Origin of the sequence: Photorhabdus bodei, from assembly GCF_003287735.1 — a bacterium.
Taxonomy (GTDB): Bacteria; Pseudomonadota; Gammaproteobacteria; order Enterobacterales; family Enterobacteriaceae; genus Photorhabdus; species Photorhabdus kayaii.
In genome coordinates this window covers 1-18101 of the sequence record NZ_NSCM01000061.1, presented here as the reverse complement: position 1 = coordinate 18101, position 18101 = coordinate 1, and the positions used below count along the sequence as shown (strand labels likewise).

At 53.6% G+C, this 18101-nt stretch carries 11 protein-coding genes and 4 pseudogenes; 12 read left to right on the top strand and 3 right to left on the bottom strand.

Annotated elements, in window-relative coordinates:
• A pseudogene (locus CKY02_RS25960) lies at positions 1 to 122 on the top strand (IS1595 family transposase); the annotation flags it as partial.
• Here CKY02_RS25960 and CKY02_RS21225 read toward each other — a convergent pair.
• Positions 101 to 244: pseudogene (locus CKY02_RS21225) on the bottom strand (helix-turn-helix transcriptional regulator); the annotation flags it as partial. The pseudogenes CKY02_RS25960 and CKY02_RS21225 overlap by 22 nt on opposite strands.
• Positions 245 to 693: 449 nt before the next feature.
• Positions 694 to 1172: pseudogene (locus CKY02_RS21220) on the bottom strand (IS6 family transposase).
• A 1432-nt stretch (positions 1173 to 2604) separates the two neighbouring features.
• Between CKY02_RS21220 and tssB the strand changes: the two are divergent.
• From tssB to tssL, 4 genes are read left to right on the top strand one after another with little or no spacing between them, the layout of a single operon-like run.
• A complete protein-coding gene (gene tssB, locus CKY02_RS21210) occupies positions 2605 to 3105 on the top strand; it encodes a type VI secretion system contractile sheath small subunit (RefSeq protein WP_112896804.1) in 501 nt (166 codons plus the stop codon).
• A 30-nt stretch (positions 3106 to 3135) separates the two neighbouring features.
• A complete protein-coding gene (gene tssC / locus CKY02_RS21205) occupies positions 3136 to 4665 on the top strand; it encodes a type VI secretion system contractile sheath large subunit (RefSeq protein ID WP_112896803.1) in 1530 nt (509 codons plus the stop codon).
• A gap of 4 nt (positions 4666 to 4669) precedes the next feature.
• On the top strand, positions 4670 to 6016 hold the full coding sequence (gene tssK, locus CKY02_RS21200) for a type VI secretion system baseplate subunit TssK (protein ID WP_112896802.1): 1347 nt from the start codon (positions 4670 to 4672) through the stop codon (positions 6014 to 6016).
• The gene (gene tssL, locus CKY02_RS21195) at positions 6013 to 6675 is read left to right on the top strand and encodes a type VI secretion system protein TssL, short form (protein ID WP_112896801.1); all 663 of its coding nucleotides are present in this window, start codon (positions 6013 to 6015) and stop codon (positions 6673 to 6675) included. Before tssK ends, tssL begins: the two co-directional genes overlap by 4 nt.
• 120 nt (positions 6676 to 6795) lie before the next feature.
• Here tssL and CKY02_RS25955 read toward each other — a convergent pair whose 3' ends face one another.
• A complete protein-coding gene (locus tag CKY02_RS25955) occupies positions 6796 to 6996 on the bottom strand; it encodes a hypothetical protein (RefSeq protein WP_240002109.1) in 201 nt (66 codons plus the stop codon).
• Here CKY02_RS25955 and CKY02_RS21190 point away from each other — a divergent pair.
• The 7 genes and pseudogenes from CKY02_RS21190 to CKY02_RS21160 form a co-directional block, all read left to right on the top strand.
• The gene (locus CKY02_RS21190; protein WP_240002108.1) at positions 6996 to 8414 is read left to right on the top strand and encodes an OmpA family protein; all 1419 of its coding nucleotides are present in this window, start codon (positions 6996 to 6998) and stop codon (positions 8412 to 8414) included. The two genes, CKY02_RS25955 and CKY02_RS21190, sit on opposite strands and share 1 nt — an antisense overlap.
• A gap of 4 nt (positions 8415 to 8418) precedes the next feature.
• Complete coding sequence (locus CKY02_RS21185; RefSeq protein ID WP_112879657.1) at positions 8419 to 8910, top strand: Hcp family type VI secretion system effector; 492 nt, start codon at positions 8419 to 8421, stop codon at positions 8908 to 8910.
• A gap of 170 nt (positions 8911 to 9080) precedes the next feature.
• Positions 9081 to 11756 (top strand): type VI secretion system ATPase TssH, encoded by a 2676-nt coding sequence (gene tssH, locus CKY02_RS21180; protein ID WP_112896799.1) that lies wholly within the window; start codon positions 9081 to 9083, stop codon positions 11754 to 11756.
• On the top strand, positions 11753 to 14143 hold the full coding sequence (locus tag CKY02_RS21175; protein WP_112896798.1) for a type VI secretion system Vgr family protein: 2391 nt from the start codon (positions 11753 to 11755) through the stop codon (positions 14141 to 14143). Before tssH ends, CKY02_RS21175 begins: the two co-directional genes overlap by 4 nt.
• Before the next feature lie 10 nt (positions 14144 to 14153).
• Entirely contained in the window at positions 14154 to 15164 is a 1011-nt protein-coding gene (locus CKY02_RS21170; protein WP_112896797.1) for a DUF4123 domain-containing protein, read from the top strand.
• 17 nt (positions 15165 to 15181) lie between these two features.
• Complete coding sequence (locus tag CKY02_RS21165; RefSeq protein WP_112896796.1) at positions 15182 to 17788, top strand: T6SS effector BTH_I2691 family protein; 2607 nt, start codon at positions 15182 to 15184, stop codon at positions 17786 to 17788.
• Positions 17785 to 18101, top strand: a pseudogene (locus CKY02_RS21160) (putative type VI secretion system effector); the annotation flags it as partial. The gene CKY02_RS21165 and the pseudogene CKY02_RS21160, both read left to right, overlap by 4 nt.

Sequence of the window (18101 nt, the reverse complement as noted above, 5' to 3'; positions counted from 1 at the left end):
TCTGTTTCAGGTTCAATTGGCGCTTTAACCTTAAAAAAACATTCGAACAGCTTATTTATTCATGTATCCGGGCAGCACCTATACCTGAGTATTTACTCAAGCTAGCTGAGATTCGATGGTAATCAGGATCTTTTATGATCCAAAAATCGTTGCTGTTTTCCATATATGATATGAAAGCATCAAAGCTTTTTGAATGAACATCCAGATCTTTGTTTACAGAGAAACTCATACTTTTATCATTCATAATTTCACCTACTATGATTAAACCGTGAAACCGAAATACTTCAATGTAAGGTTATCATTTTTAAAACGTAATAGGTAATTATGTTTATAGGTTTTAGATGGAACGGATGATTTTATCGAACCTCCTGTAATAATCTTCAATATGCTAATATTTTACATTGTATAAAGTTTTAATTATTGATTATATTTTTAATAAATCATTGCAATCCGGTGGTTATTTTTGCTATTAATTTAAATATACCCTATGGATTTCAAGTTGCATCGCGACGGCAAGGGAACGAATCCCCGGGAGCATAGATAACGATGTGACCGGGGTGAGTGAGTGCAGCCAACAAAGAGGCAGCTTGAAAGATGACGGGTATATATTATACATATAATTCCAAGAGTAGATTTCATAAGGCACTGTTGCAAATAGGATCCTAAGCTGAGCTTTCCCCTTCAAAAAGGGGCTCAAAGACCAAAAATCTTATTCACCAGGCGCACTTCACCCTGAGGGTGACCGTAATACCAGGGCTCTGCCTGCTCTTTGCGCAGCGCACGCATCGTTTCTGTTCCTTTTATCGTCGCATACGCCGTCTTCCGAGATTTGAAACCCAGCATCGGATTAATTATTCGCTTCAGCTTTCCGTGGTCGCATTCAATGGCATTGTTGAGGTATTTCAAAACCACTTCCCCGAAACTTTGACATAGGTTTCGTCAAGACACCACGAACGCAGGTCAGTCGAATGGCACCAGTTCCAGCGTAAACGTTTCTCCATTTCTGGCGCGTAGCGTTGAACCCAGCGGTAAATCGTGGTGTGGCCAGCGTTCACGCCACGTTCGGCGAGCATTTCCTGCAATTCGCGATAGCTGATGCCGTACTTACAATACCAGCGAACAGCCCACAGAATAATCTCACCCTGAAAATGACGACCATGGAAAGGATTCATACGCCGCTCCTTCGGAAAAATGGGTGCCTTAGCTTACTACCCTCGGCTATTTGCAACAGTGCGACATGAAACTGTATAAATCGTTGTTTTCCGAGTTGAGAAAACCACCTATATTACTAGGTGAACCTAGGAGCTTGAATAAAGTAGCGGCTCTGACAATGTAACAAAACGCATTGCCGATGCGTGGAATACAAATCGTGAGATGCGTATCTTCCTGAAAACGGCACCGAGGGTGGGTAGAAGACTATGGGGTTATCTTCTCGTGATCCATATACCCTCCGCATTCAAGTAGGCACCTAACCTGACACACGGGATATACGGAACATGGTAAGCCTGTATGGCCCCCCTTCGGGAAAGCTGATCGTGAGGTCAGCCGATAGTTACGCAGGTAAAGGAGGCTGGAAAAAGCGAAAGCTAAACTGTAATGGTCTAGATATGAGTTTAAAGGTAACTCAACGCGAAAGTGTAGCCCGCTTCCAGCAGGTCTCTCTTTGCAAGAGAATTTCCAGTACCTTATCAATGAGGATAAGCAAATGACAGTAACCGTGAGAGTATAAACAGAAGTGAAAATGAAAAGAGTGTTAATTTTTTCCATACTTATGCTTGCCCCGCCGGTAAGTAGTGCTGGTAGTCCAAATGACAATGAATGTGAAGACGGAATACCCGAAAATAAATCATCGTATCCATCATCAATAATCGTATTTTCCCCGGACTTCGGCTCCCTATTTCAGGCCCCCCCCTTCAATAACTTTCATGCCGTCAAAAATAGCCCCAAAAAAATATCCCTGACTATCGCATAGGATAGGACTTCCTCATTTCCATCCGCATTATCCTATAAAAGCTATAATGAATAAGCGGGTTATCCCATAATATCATCAATATGACGCGGCTTAATTAAATTTATTCTCATTCGCATAATCTGACTGATAACCATTCTCTTTTTCACCCGTCTAATCAAGCACGGTTTATTTATTATTTAATGAATTGAAAAATAGTATAAATTTAAAAAAATATCACCGTTCTATATTGTGCTGAATGACCCTAATGATAACAAAACAGATAAGTCGCTATCACTTTATGAAAATAAACACCATCTTTTTTGCAAGAAAATTTCATATCGTTTAGGTTAGGTTTATATATTGTCTTCTTTTTAGGTTATAGGGAGGTTTTTATGACCGATTTATCTTGTGCAAAAAGTGCGGTAGGATAAAAAATGTCTTGATTTCAGATAAAACTGTTTAGAGAATCGCCCTGGCTAGGAAATGATCTGCCCGATAAATAGCTTTATTTATTGCGGCGGATCTTGTCGGTTTTCTCTTATTTACTGCCCGGTTAACTGCCTGCTCTGAAATAGCTGAATCCGTTTTTCGTTCCTGAAATTTATCGGGCATGCCCCTCATGCCCGGCGTTCTTTTTTATTATTGAGGAGCCGATGATGGCCCAGAGTTTTCAAAACGAAATCCCCAAAGCGCGGGTAAATATTAAATTGGATTTGCATACCGGTGGCGCGCAAAAAAAAGTGGAGTTGCCGCTGAAATTATTAGTGATGGGCGATTACAGTCATGGACGGGAACAGCGTCCGCTCTCGGAAAGAGAAAAAGTGTCTATTAATAAAAACAATTTTGACAGCGTGATGGCTGAATTCAGCCCCGCCGTTAATCTGACGGTGAAAAATACCCTGACTGAAAATGGCGACGAAGAAAATATCGCCCTCACTTTCCGGCAAATAAAGGATTTCGATCCTGAGCACGTGGCCCGCCAAATTCCCCAACTGCGGGCGCTGCTCTCGATGCGTAATTTACTGCGCGATTTGAAATCCAATTTATTGGACAACAGCACGTTTCGCCGTGAATTTGAGCGCATTCTCAAAGACGCGGCCCTCAGTGATGAACTGCGTACTGAACTGGCGGCATTAGCGCCAAAAGCTATCTGATGATAACGGTATTTTAGTCAGGAGAAATGAATGACGGGACAAGAACAAGCCGCGGCGGCGGCTACCACAACCTACGCTGAAGGCAGTGTTTATCAGTCATTGTTTGAAAAAATCCACTTACAGCCGGTCGAACAGCTGAGCGACATTGAATTTTTTCAACATAGCGACGCGCTGGCTGATGTCACGGCGGATGAGCGGGTGACCGCCGCCGTCAGTGTTTTTCTCAATCTGCTGAAAGCTTCAGCACAAAAAGTCGAACGGCTGGACAAAACCTTGTTGGACCACCATATCGGTGAATTGGACAGCCAAATCAGCCGTCAGTTGGATGTGGTGATGCATCATCCAGAATTCCAGCGAATCGAATCGGCCTGGCGCGGCCTGAAATTTTTGGTTGACCGGACGGATTTTCGTCAAAACGTCAGAATCGAAGTCCTGGATGTGACCAAGGAAGATTTACGACAGGATTTTGATGACGCGCCGGAAATTATCCAAAGCGGTTTCTATCACCACACTTACATTCAGGAATACGACACCCCGGGCGGCGAACCTGTCGGCGCGGTGATTGCCAATTACGAATTTGATGCCGGCCCGCAGGATATTGCCTTATTACGTCATATCGCCAAAGTATCAGCCGCGGCGCATATGCCTTTCATCGGCGCGGTCGGACCGGCTTTTTTTGGTAAAAAAACCATGGAAGACGTGGCGGCGATTAAAGACATCGGCAGCTACTTTGACCGCGCTGAATACATCAAGTGGCAGGCGTTCCGCGACAGTGACGATGCCCGCTATATCGGCCTGACGATGCCGCGTGTGTTGGGGCGTCTGCCCTACGGCCCGGATACCGTGCCGGTCCGCACGTTTAACTATGTCGAAGCGGTCACCGGGCCGGATCACAATAAATATTTGTGGACCAGCGCCGCGTTTGCGTTTGCCGCCAACCTGGTCAGGAGCTTTGTCAGCAATGGCTGGTGTGTGCAGATCCGCGGGCCGAAGGCGGGGGACGCCGTCACCGATTTACCGATCCATCTCTACGATCTGGGGACCGGTAATCAGATCAAAATTCCGTCAGAAGTGATGATCCCGGAAACCCGCGAGTTTGAATTTGCCAATCTGGGTTTTATGCCGCTCTCGTACTACAAAAACCGCGACTATGCCTGCTTCTTTTCGGCCAACGCCGCGCAAAAACCGGCGTTGTACGACACGCATGAAGCCACGGCCAACAGCCGTATCAATGCGCGTCTGCCCTATATCTTTCTGCTGTCACGCATTGCCCACTATCTGAAGCTCATCCAGCGGGAGAACATCGGCACCACCAAGGACAGGCGTCTGCTCGAAATTGAGCTGAACAACTGGATCAACACCCTGGTGACCGAAATGACCGATCCTTCTGACGATGTGCAGGCCTCTTACCCGCTGCGCGAAGCGCGTGTCATGGTTGAAGATATTGACGACAACCCCGGTTTCTTCCGGGTCCGGTTGTACGCGGTGCCCCATTTTCAGGTGGAAGGACTGGACGTCAATCTGTCGCTGGTTGCTCAGATGCCGAAAGCCAAGGAGTAACCACATGAAAATTGATCGTCCGCTCTGGGTGACGGGCGCCCTCTTGTCGCCCCAACAGTTTCAGCAACAGGCCCGCTGGGAGGCGTATACCCATGAATGTGTTGCCCGCCTGGGGCTGAGACATCCCTGGGGGGTGCTGACCGCGGTGTTTGATAAAGACACCCTGGCCCTGGGGCAGTTGAAAGCCGATCACCTGTGCGTGCGCTTTGCTGACGGATCGCTGATTGACACTGATCGGGCAGATGATCTGCCTCCGGTGCTGGAACTGGCGACGGTGCTGTCGGCAGAGACGCAACAGGTCACCGTCTTGCTGGCCTTGCCGCACCGGGATGCCAATGGCGGTAATTGCCTGAAACCGGATGAACCGGCGGACCGCCCGGCGCGTTACCGGCAGGCGTGGGTGCCGGTACAGGATGAGTTCAGCGACCGCCGTGAATCGATGGCGGTGGCCCGTTATGCCGTGTCGCTGCGTTTTGACGGGATGGAAAATGGCCCGTATCTCACCTGTCCCGTTGCCCGTCTGGCGCGTGACGCCCGGGGAAACTGGGCCTTTGATGAACAGTTCGTGCCGCCGTTACTGCGGCTGAGCGCGCATGCGGGGCTGATGGACCGGCTCGATCGGTTGCTGACGCAGTTGCGGGCCAAACAGGCCCGGTTGATGGGGATGCGCCGTGAAAGTAACGAACGGATGGCGGATTTTGCCGTCGCGGACGTGTCGCTGTTCTGGTTACTGAACGCGCTGAACAGCTATGAACCGGTACTGCGTGATTTTCAGGCGCACGGGGCGGCGCACCCGGAGGTGTTCTACCGTGAAGCGGTCAGGCTGGCGGGCAGTCTGCTGACCTTTTCGCTCGCCCATGATGCCGGGGGGATCCCCGGCTATCAGCACGATAACCTGACGGCGGTGTTACCGCCGCTGTTCGACAGGCTCAGTGAGTTACTGGAAATCAGCCTGCCGTCGCGGATGGTGGCGATTGCACTGACAAAATCGGCACAGCAATGGACGGGGACACTCCATGATGCCCGTTTGCGTGAAGCGGCGGATTTTTATCTTTCCGTCCGGTCTTCCGTCCCGGCGCATCAGTGGCAGACCCGGTTCCCGCTGTTGTGTAAAGCCGGGGCGCCGGATGAGGTTAACCAGATGATTAACCGGGCGCTGACCGGGATCCCGCTGGTGGCAATGCATCATGTGCCGGCGGCGGTCCCCCTGCGGCTGGAGAACCAGTATTTTGCCCTTGACCTGACCCATCCGTCCGCGAAAGCCATGCTGGCGGCGGGAACCTGTGTTTTCTATGTGCCCGATATCCTGGGCGATATTCAGCTTGAACTGTTTGCGGTGCTGAGGACATGAATCGATCACACTTACTCACTAAAACATCGCCACCGGATATTGATGCCCTGTTGCAGAACAGCTATCTGCTGGTGATAGCACTGTGCCGGGGCGTGCGGGTGGATCAGGGGAGCGTGGTCTGGCAACACTGTATCGACGAGATAGAACAGACGCGGGAGGCGCTGTCCGCTGCCGGTGTCAGTGACGCCGCAAGGGAACACATCCGTTATGCTTTGTGCGCGCTGCTGGATGAAACCGTCTTAAAACGGGCACCGGACGAGGGCTATGCGGCCTGGCGCGCCACCTCGTTGCAGGCCCATTTCTTTGGTACCGCCGAAGCGGGCAACCGGTTATATGAGCGGATACGGACGGTGCTGGATGAACCGGCACCCGATCAGACGGTCCTGACCTGTTTTCACCGGGTGTTGTTGCTGGGATTCCAGGGGGATTACCGGGAGGACACGTCATTGATACGTGAGCAACTGATAACCCGCTTAAGCCAGCACCTCTTACCTTTCGACAGTTTTCAGCCCTCGCCTGTGCTGGTTGGGGCCTTACCGTCCTGTGCCTGGCTGCGTTCCATTGGCGGTCCGCTAATCATGACGATAATCGTGCTGACCGGTGTCTGGTGGGGGTTGGGGCAGTATCTGATCACGCTGCTGCCGGGGTGGGCGCAATGAGTGTGATGTTGCGACGGGCGCTATGGGGATGGGCGGCCGGGTTAGGGCTGTTGCTCTGTCTGGTCTGGCTTCCCTTATCGCCGGCGGGTCGATGGGCCAGTGGCGCTACTGTCCTGCTCTTCACGCCGGTCGGACTGTTTTATACCGAGCGATCCCGGCGACGGGAACACCTTGACCGCCTGTCGGCAGGGCTGCCGCCGGACCGTGATCGTCGCCCAGTGGTGCTGGTTTGCGGTCACGTCCAGGACAGCCTGTTTGGTGATGAACGGTGGCGTCAGACGCCGCAGGGCTACTGGTTATGTTTACCCTCAGGGACCGCATTGTCCGATGGGGTGACAAGCCTGCTGGCTGCCCGGCCCGCCTGGGGCGGCCAATTGAGCGTGATGGCCGTTATCAACCCGCAACAGTACCGGGATGAGGTGGCCCTGGCGGGTTGGATACGGGAACTGCGCTGGCAGCTTTCTCAGGCGCGTCGCCGCCAGGGTATCCCGTTACCTTTAGTGCTGACCGGTTACTTAGCCGGGGAGTTCCAACGTCCTGATTCACCGTGGTTTGCGTGGCAGGCAGGTCAGAACACCGTCACGGTCTGGCGCAAAGGCGTCTCAGGTCAACCGCTGGCGGATTGGTTGGGCGAGGGCAACGTGGCGGAACAGGCCGCCCGTTTTCAGTGTGGGGTTGAGCTGACCGGCTGGGCTGACTGGATGCAGGCGTGCGTATTACCCGCTTGCCTGGCCCCCGAATACGACCTGCCGCCTTGTCCGCCTCAGGCGATGGCGCTGACCTTTGTCCCGGCATTACCGCAGCGGTTAACCGGTCATCTCTGGCAACAGTGGTTGCAAGCCAAAACGGCGCTCAACCGCGCCGGTGACCCGGTAAGCTCACCGGATACCGGGGTGCCGGTATTGCCTTTCCCGGACCCGGTATGGCCTCTGTTCCCCGTGAGATCATGGCAGACCGTTGGGCCGCGGGCGCTGAGGGTGGCGTTGGGGCTGTTTATGCTGGCGGGGACGATCGCGCTGGGCTGTTCGGCCTGGCACAACCGGCAATGGCTGCGTCAGGTGGACGATGACTGGCAGCGCTATCAGGCTGTCGCCATGACGGATGAGCGCGGCAAAGCGCAGGCGGTGGCGGTATTGCGGGCCGATGCCGGTCGTCTTGAAGAGTATTACCGTCACGGGGTGCCGTGGCGTCTGGGACTGGGGCTGTATCAGGGGGGGCGATTACGTCTGCCGTTACAGGCGGCGATGGCCGGTTACTCCCCTGAACATCAGGAAAAAAAACCGGTGACCACCGCGTTACCGCAGACGATCAGCCTGAATAGCCCGGCCCTGTTTGATGTGGGACGGGCGACACTCAAACCCGGCTCGGCCCCGGTATTAATCAATGCGTTGATCGCTATCCGCGCTAAACCGGGCCGGATGATTTTAATCACCGGCTATACCGATGCGACCGGTAATGCCGCGAAAAACCAGGCACTGTCACTGGCGCGGGCCGAAGCCGTCCGTGACTGGCTATTACAGACCGGCGAGCTGTCGCCTGCCTGCTTCGCCGTACAAGGCGACGGGGCGACACGACCGATCGCGACGAATACCACAGCGGCAGGGCGTGCCGCTAATCGCAGAGTTGAAATCCGTCTGATACCGAACGCGGTCGCCTGTCCGCGACCGCAAACGGCGCCGGGCGTTTCAGCAACAACGTCGCCGATACCGGCGACATCATTGACACAACAACAGGAGTAAACTTATGGCGATCCCCGCTTATTTGTGGTTGAAAGATGACGGCGGTGCCGACATCAAAGGGTCTGTGGATGTTCAGGACCGGGAAGGCAGTATTGAAATTGTGGCGTTGGAACATGATTTGTATATCCCGACCGACAACAATACCGGCAAGCTGACCGGGACCCGCGTGCACGCGCCGCTGGTGTTCACCAAAGAGGTTGATGCCTCGACCCCGTATTTGTATAAGGCGGTCACCAGCGGTCAGACCCTGAAATCGGCGGAAATCAAGTGGTACAAAATTGATGATGCCGGTCAGGAGAAAGAATATTTCAACACCAAACTGGATAACGTGAAGGTGGTGAAAGTGGCGCCGCTGATGCATGACATCAAGGATCCGGCCAAAGAGAAGCACAACCATCTGGAACGCGTTGAGTTCCGCTACGAAAAAATCACCTGGACTTACAAAGACGGCAACGTCATTCACTCCGATTCCTGGAGTGAACGTTCGACGGCGTAACGTCCGCTGTTTTTTTATTTTTTATCGTTTATAGGCGGGTGGGGCCGTTGGCCCCGCCTGGGACAAAAACACCCGAAATAATGAAGCATCATGACCTTATGGGCCTCGGTATACGGCTATGGGCGGTAGCGTACCCGAAGCGACAGAGGAACAGGATGGAGAAAACTGTCATGGAAAATCCGTCAGCCATTTTACTTCGCCGGTTAAATCCCTATTGTGCGCAGGCACTGGCGGCAGCGGCCACTTTATGCCAGACACGGGCTCATGCGGAGATCACCGTAGAACACTGGTTGCTCAAGCTGCTTGAAATGGGGGAAGGCGATATTACCGTCATTGCCCGGCATTATCAGTGGGATATGAATACGTTGTGGCAGACACTCCTGGCTGCGCTGGATCGCCTGCCATACAACATCAATCATCAACGCCCACGGTTGTCAGACCGTCTGTGGCGTTTATTACAGGTCGCCTGGGAAGTGGCTTCTCAGGACGCGGGCAATGAATTTATTCGCTCGGCGCATCTTTTGCAGGCCCTGCGCGGTCAGCCGGACTGGTTGCATGCGCATGATGCCCGGCCGTTACTGAGCTTGAGCGTGACACAATTGCAACGTCTGCGCCCGTTGTTGGATCGCCACTCAGACGAGTGTCCGGAGAAACAGGTTACGGCACGTTTGACTGTGACTGAGGCAGGATCGGCTGTTGACCTGGCGGAGACCGCCGCAGATAACCCCATGCCTAATCCTCACGCGTTATCATCGGCTTTGCAAAACGTGTTGGATAAATTCACGCTGGATATCACGGCCCGCGCCGCTGAAGGCGGCATTGATCCGGTCTTTGGCCGTGATAATGAAATTCGCCAGATGATCGACATTTTATCGCGACGGCGTAAAAACAACCCGATCCTGGTGGGAGAGCCGGGCGTGGGGAAAACCGCGTTGGTGGAAGGACTGGCGCTGCGGATTGCCGAAGGCGATGTCCCGGCCAGCTTGAAAACGGTCAGCGTGCGGGCGCTGGATCTGGGCCTGTTGCAGGCGGGCGCGGGGGTGAAAGGCGAATTTGAGCAACGGCTGAAAAACGTGATTGAAGCTGTCCGGCAATCGTCCACCCCCATCTTACTGTTTATTGATGAAGCCCACACCTTGATTGGTGCCGGTAATCAGGCGGGCGGCGCAGACGCCGCTAACTTACTGAAACCCGCGTTGGCGCGGGGGGAATTGCGGACTATCGCGGCGACCACCTGGTCGGAGTACAAACGCTATTTTGAACAGGATGCTGCGCTGGAGCGCCGTTTCCAGCGGATTAACGTTGACGAGCCGGATGATGAAACCGCTTGCCTGATGTTGCGCGGGCTGAAAACGCGTTATGCCCGCCACCACGGCGTCCATATTCTTGATAGTGCGGTACAGGCGGCGGTGACACTCTCCCGTCGTTACCTGACCGGGCGTCAGCTCCCGGATAAAGCGGTGGATCTGCTCGATACCGCCAGTGCCCGGGTGCGCATGAGCTTAGAGACTTCACCGGCATCGCTGACACAGTTAAAAACCGAGCGCGATTCGCTGGCGATGGAACGGCAGGCGATTGAAGCCGATCAAAATGTGTTGCCAGGTGAAGAGATTACCCGTCTGGACGCCATCGCGGCCCGGTGGGCAGTGGTGGCGGATCAGACGGCTCAACTTACTGAACAATATCAACGAGAAAAGGCGCTGGCTGAGCGCATTCTCGCGCAGCGTCAACATTCCCCTCAAACGCCGGAACTGAAGGCGGATTTGGCGGCGCTGGCGGCGTTACAAGGAGCTGAACCGCTGCTCTCACTGCATGTTGATGTTCGCATGGTCGCCACCGTGGTGGCCGACTGGACGGGCATCCCGTTAAGCAGTGTGTTGAAAGACGAACAAACCGGCCTGCTCCACTTAGAACAGCATTTGGGCGAACGGGTGATGGGTCAGGAGGCCGCGCTGTGGGAAATCGCCCAACGTTTACGGGCGGCCAAAACCGGTCTGACGCCGGAACACGGTCCACTGGGGGTTTTCCTGCTGGTTGGGCCAAGTGGGGTAGGCAAAACTGAAACCGCACGGGCATTAGCGGATAGCCTGTTTGGCGGGGAACGTTCACTGATCACCCTCAATTTGTCGGAATACCAGGAGCCGCATACGGTTTCCCAGTTGAAAGGGGCTCCACCGGGTTATGTGGGTTATGGGCACGGCGGGGTATTAACCGAGGCGGTCCGTCAACGTCCTTACAGCGTGGTGCTGTTGGATGAAGTGGAAAAAGCTCACCGGGACGTGCTTAACCTGTTCTACCAGGTATTTGATCGCGGTTTTATGCGTGATGGTGAAGGGCGCGAGATCGACTTTCGTCAGACCGTGATATTGATGACGTCGAATCTGGGCAGTGATCAATTGATGGCGCTACTGGCGCAACAACCTGACGCCCCGAATGCCGCGCTGCATGAGTTGTTACATCCTGTGCTGCGGGATCACTTCCAGCCCGCCCTGCTGGCCCGCTTTCAAACGGTGATTTACCGCCCGTTACCGGCTGAGGCCCTCAGACGTATTGTGGACATCAAACTGGGGCAGGTGACCCGGCGACTCCATACCCATTATGGCCTGACCTGTCAGGTGGAAAGCGCCCTCTGTGACACACTGGTCAGCGCCTGCCTGCTGCCGGACAGCGGCGCCCGTAATATCGACAGTCTGCTCAACCAGCAAATTTTGCCGGTGTTATCACAGGCGCTGCTGGAACGTCTGGCCCATCCCCCTAAACCGGCCGGGGTGATATTGGGCGCCGATGAAACCGGCGATATCACCCTGACATTCACTGAAACAGAGCAAACGGAGAGCCCGTCATGAACAACGCCACCCCGGCGATCATCTTTGATCACAGCCGCTACACACTGAACGTGTGGAAGAATACCGCGCCACTGGATGTGGTGGCCTTTAGCGGGCAGGAAGCCTTAAGCCGGCCTTTTCGTTACGCCATTGAATTCACCAGCCCGGTGAAGGATATCGAGCCGGCGCGGATGCTGATGCGGGACGCCTCGTTTACCCTGACGTCGCCCGCGATTAATCCGGGGAAGCGGGGCATGCCAATCGTGCCCCCGGCGCCCTTGCGCGCGCTATACGGCGTGATCAGCGAATTTAAGCTGCTGTCCACCTCGCGGGATGAAAGCCATTACGCCGTGACCCTGGAGCCGCGGTTGGCCCTGTTGTCGAGAAGCCGCCAGACCGCGATTTATCAGCAGATGTCGGTGCCGGAAATCGTGGAAAAAATCCTGCGTGAACGTCACGGTTTTCGCGGCCAGGATTTCTTATTCACCCTGGCGTACACCTACCCGAAGCGGGAGCAGGTGATGCAGTACGACGAAGATGACTTGCGTTTTGTGCAACGTCTGCTGGCGGAAGTGGGGATCTGGTACAAACTGACCGCGGACGACCGGCTGAAAATTGAGGTGGTGGAGTTTTACGACGATCAGCGTTACTACCAGTTGAATGTCTATATGCCGGCCCGCCCTCCGTCAGGGATGCACGGCGGGGAGGTGGACGCGGTGTGGGGGATGGAAACCGTGCATCAGGTGGTGGAAGGGAAAGTGGTGACCCGCGATTATAATTACCGTGACGCGCTGCCGCAGTACGGTATGGATACCGAAGTGGATGTGACGCGGGGCGATGAGACCCTGTATGGCGAAGCGTACCATTATCGGGATAATTACCGGGTGCTGGGCAACCGTTACGACCTGGATCCGGCAGTGGAAAGCGGGGTGTTCTACTCCCGGCTGCACCATGAGCGCTACCTGAATCGGCAGACCCAACTGCGGGGGTTAACCACTTCCGCGACGCTGTTGCCTGGCCAGGAGTTGAAAGTCAGGGGTGAGGCCCCGGCAGCGTTCCGTCAAGGGGCGGTGATCACCGGTATTCGCAGCAGCGCGCGCCGGGATCGCAGTTTTGAAATGGCGTTCACGGCGATCCCCTACGCGGAAAACGTCTGTTTCCGGCCTGAATTGATCCCCAAACCCCGGATAGCGGGCACCTTGCCGGCCCGGGTGAGCAGCACGGTCGTGAACGACCCGTACGGGGATATTGATAAAGACGGGTTGTACCGGGTGGCGTTTGACTTTGACCGGGCAGACTGGCCGCTGGGGGGAGAAAGCCTGTGGGTGCGTCTGGCCCGCCCTTACGCGGGTGACACCTACGGTTTTCACTGGCCGTTGCTGGCAGGCACCGAGGTGGCGATCGCGTTTGAGGGGGGCGACCCGGATCGGCCCTATATCGCTCATGCGCTGCATGACTCGAAACACCCCGATCACGTCACCCTGTTCAACTACAAACGCAACGTCCTGCGTACCCCGGCGAATAACAAATTGCGGATGGACGACGAGCGCGGTCGGGAACACATCAAACTGAGTACTGAATACGGCGGTAAGAGCCAGCTCAACCTGGGGCATCTGGTGGACAGCCAGCAACCGCACCCGGAGAAACGGGGTGAGGGCTTTGAGCTGCGTACCGATGACTGGGGCGCGATCCGGGCCGGGAAAGGGTTGTTTATCAGTACAGACGGGCAACCCAAAGCCCAGGGGCCGGTGTTGGCAATGCAAGCGGCGTTGTCGGAACTGGATGCGGCCCTTCAGACTGCGGCGGGATTGCGTTACGCCGCTGAAGCGGCGAAAGCGGAGCTGGCGGATATCGAAGCCCAGACCGCATTTATGGATCACTCCCTCAAAGAGCTGCAACAGCGAGCGCTGTTACTTTCAGCGCCGTCAGGCATTGCTCAGGTGACACCGGGCAACTTACAGCTTTCTGCCGGTGAAAATCTGATAACGACGGTTGGTCGTGATGCGGATATGAGCATCACCAAGAAATTCCGGCTGGCGGTGGGTGAAACCCTGAGTTTATTTGCCAAAACCTTGGGTATGAAGTTGTTGGCCGCCTCCGGCAAGGTGGAGATTCAGGCCCAGACCGGTGAGATGGATTTACTGGCCCAGCAGGCGCTGCGCCTGGTCAGCCAGGAAGATACGGTGACGATATCCGCGAAAACTGAACTGCGGCTGGAATGCGGTGGCGCTTATATCTCGCTGAAAGACGGTCATATTTCGTTTGCCGGCCCGAAGAATGCCCGGTTTCAGTGCGATGTTTTCCAAAAAGCAGGCCCCGCCAGTCAGAGTTCAACCCTGACATTGCCTGACCGTTGTGCGTCAACGGAAGAGCATGTGGCAACTGCTCACGATAGCGTGATGGAATAAGGAATATCTGATGACTCAGATTCAAATTGATTACGATTTTTCTGCTGATGTTATAGACAGGCAAAGAATCTGCTTGTTGGCTGACTTGCATAACGCGTTTACCCAACAGGGTGGACAGGGGCTGCTGCTGGTTGATCCGGCGGTTTTCCTGAATAGCCGACAGGATGAGTTGTTGCCTGCGGCAATCCTTAACCATCAGCCTGCCGCTATAGCGATCCAGATAAAGCATCCCCGTTTTGAACCCCGTTATTCTCCCTGGTTGATACCGCTGGATATTAATCGGCCTGAGGATGCTCACATGCTGGAGTTGAGTATTACGCAAGCATTGCAGGAATCCGATCCGGCAGAGTTGATTGCCGGACGAGGTCGGATGGTTTGTGGCTGGCTGTTCAGTTCCCATCCGGTATCCGCGATTGCGCAACATCTCGGTATGACGGCGGTACAAACCTTGTCATCGGTACGGCAAATCGTGCTGCGTTTTTATGATCCGACAGTGAACAATGCCTTGTGGCCGTTGTTGGATACCTGGCAACGTTCGCGTCTGCTGGGGCCGCTGACAGACTGGTACTTGATCGACGGTGACGGTCGGTTACTGCATCGGGACAACGCTAAATCTGCGGCGGTGCAATATACCTTCTCACTGGCGTTGTCCCCGGAAAACGTGCAGGAAATGACCTGGGCAGGTCCGATGAACCGGGCACTGCGCCGCTATCGTCAGGCACATCGCAATCAGTTACGCCGGACAGAGTCCGAAGCGTTGGAGATGATGCTGGCTTTACTGCGCCGGGTCACTGAACGCTATGCCTTTAATCATGTTCGTGATCTGGAGGCGTGTGCTTTGCATGGCTTGCTATACCATCCGGAGATCGATTTGCATCCCCGGATACAATCCTTGCTGTCCGGTGAGGAGGGTAACAGTACCCGTGGTTATGCTGATCGTACAGCCGGATTGCCAGAAAAAACGTGGCTGGCACTGGTTCGAGAATGTTGTCATCCCAAAACTTCCATTATTCCTTCATAAAATAAGGAGATACAGTCATGAATCGACCATTATGCAAAATGTGTGAGGCAACCGGCCCGGCGCTGTTGCCGGTACGCTATTCGGTGGTTCCGGATAGTATCCATGAAACCTTGCCGGCGTGGGCGGAGACGCCGTTTCCCTCGGCTAAAGGCTACCATTATGCGCTGCGTGCCTTACGGCAGGGTTTTTTATATGTTTATTATTGCAATGCCGGGATATTTGCTCAGGAAAGCTGGGAGACCTGGAGTATCAGCGAGGACGGGGCGCTGTGGAAGCAATACAATGCGCCTTTTGGTGTTTTCCCTAAGAAAACCGCGAATTGTCATGCCCCGACACATCAAAGCACCAATGTGGAGTTTATCGTATTGCAGGATATTGCGCTGCGTCAGGATACCTGGCTGGCCTTCTCGCCTTCGGCCTGGAGTCCGGAGACAATACAGTATTATCACGATCACCCCGATGCGCGGGAAAAGCGGATGCAGTGCGTGAAATCCTGGCAATGGCGAGGGGGGTCGGAAGGGGAGGGGATCAGCGAGGTCACGGCAGACACCCTGAATACGGTGATGGATTACCACCCGGTGGATATGTATTGCCCCACCTATCTTTTGCCTCATAATCCTACAGCGGCCCGTATCAGCCGGACAATGGAAGAGGCGCCCTACTATGCGTTTACGCTTAACGCGGTTGGCCCGCAGGGCACCCTCTATCCATGGAGCCGAAATCGGGCAGGGAGTGCGGACCTCACGGTCAGAGCCATGCAAAGACGGGGAGCGGCAGCGGATGGTTCGCCGGTCTCACCGGTGTTGCTGGCTTTGCACGATCCGATAGGCATTGCTCATGAACTGGCTGGGTGGAGTGATGATATCGCCGGCGAGCACGCCACATGGTTGAAAGAGTTGTCGATTGAGTTTATGACCGACAGCTCTCTTAACGGGGTAGAGAATCAACTGCATCAATTGAAAACAGCGCATTCGAAAGAGAAGGCGGAGCAAAACTTCGGCATGATCGCGGCGATGACGACCGGTCATGCTTCAGCGCAGAACCTTGCCCGGCTCAAAGAGGATGTTGCCCGTAATACGGTCAAATTGGGTGAAGAGGCGTTTGCCAGCAGTTGGGAGAAATACACGAAAGAGCTAAATCTGGCGAAACGACAGGCATTTAACCAAAAGTATGCCGATTTTTGTACTGAAGTGGCGAAAAAGCTGGAGCAACTGGCCCAGTTCAGGGTGAGTTGGCTCCAGGAGAGTCGGTTTATCACCTGTTGCCGGGATTTCTACTCAACCCGGCTGGCGGATAACCTGAATTACCGGGAAGCGGTGGACTATGCGATGGCTTCACTGAATGTGACTGAAACCGGCAGCGCATTTTTAGACCGCTTAATTGACCAGTACTCAACCTTATCGGAGAGCAATATTGTCTGGCGCTCGTTACTGCTGAATAACCCGGATGTGATGGCGGAAATGAGCGGATTTTTGCAACAGATGTCCATGAATAAAGGGGATGTGAAACCCGCAAACATTGAAAAATTTATGGACATTGTGTCGTCGTTGAGCGGGAAACTGGCCGAGGCTTACGATAAGGCGAATGAAGCGCTGGAAAAACCGCCCACGGCCAACAGCTCATTTGCTCGTGCCATGTTGCATTGTGACCGGCGACTGGTCACGCTGGGTGATCGGTTCTTTAACTTTACCCGTTTAGGGAAAGTGCTGAACAGCCGGAATGAAATGCTGAGTAAAACGCTGTTCTCGGTGATTTCCGGCGTGCCGTTTGATCAAGCGGTTGAACTGTCGGTATCGCAGCTTAAAGATGGCGATGAGTTTAGGCAGCAGGTGTTGAAGGAGCTTAAGGCATCCGGTTCTGAGAATCGAATAAGGATAAAGAATGAATATCAGGATCGGTTTAAAGAGTTTACTGAAAGTGCTGAAGGGGAATCGGTACTAAAGCAATCGCGGATTAAATTATTGGTTTTGATTTTCAACGGACTGGAGTTTGCCAATCAGTTAAAAGAGAGTAAAGGGGATACAAAGGGCCACGCCCAGGTGACTGCCGCGTTTTTAGGTACACTGAGTACGGCGATGGAGATTGTGACTCCGGCAGTTGAGCACGGCATAAAAAATGTGGCAGCGACTGATTCCATTAAGTTTATTGGGGCGAGTGCAGGCACACTTGCTTCTGCATTAAATCTGGGTGTCGATATCAGTGACGCGTTTTCTGAATGGTATGGTCAAGGACGCTGGCAGTTTATTGGTCTTTACGGCCTTAAAGGTGCTGCTGATTTTGCGCAACTTACCAAAGCATTAAACGGCTTATTAAAAGTATTAGTTGATAGGGCATTGCTTGTGCCTAAGAACTTACTTCTTGAAGGGACGGCAAGGCTTTTGGCATGGGAAACTTTTGCCTGGCTGCTCAGTTGGCAGGCGATGCTCGTTATTTTTATTGTCGAAGAATTAGTGACGTATTTTTCTGATAATGAGTTACAAAAATGGTGTCGGAATTGTGTGTTTGGTTTGGAGCCAGCAAAAGGCTTGAAATCAACCCAATTGATTGACTTGGAATCGCAACGAAATACGTTGTATGAGGAACAATGTAAAGACTTTGCTAATGCAATGAAGGATTTGTCATGAGTACCAGTCGTCCTTTTAAAGATGCTATTGACTTTGATGAAATAAAAAGTCAGAGAAAAGACATTGATATTGTTATTAATGTAAACCGGAAACATGCTATTGAGTTTCCTGATAGCAGGGAAGAAATGGAAAAGGAAATAACGTTGCTTCAGGATAAAATCCCCGTACTGGATGCAATCTTGGCAAAAGAGCCACCGCCGCCGGAATTACCGCCGCGCAAGCCATTAATCAAAGTCAGTGGGGTATTGGAAGAATTTGAGACGCTCTGTGTGAGGGGATATTTTACCGATCGGGAATATGATCCGGCCGCCTT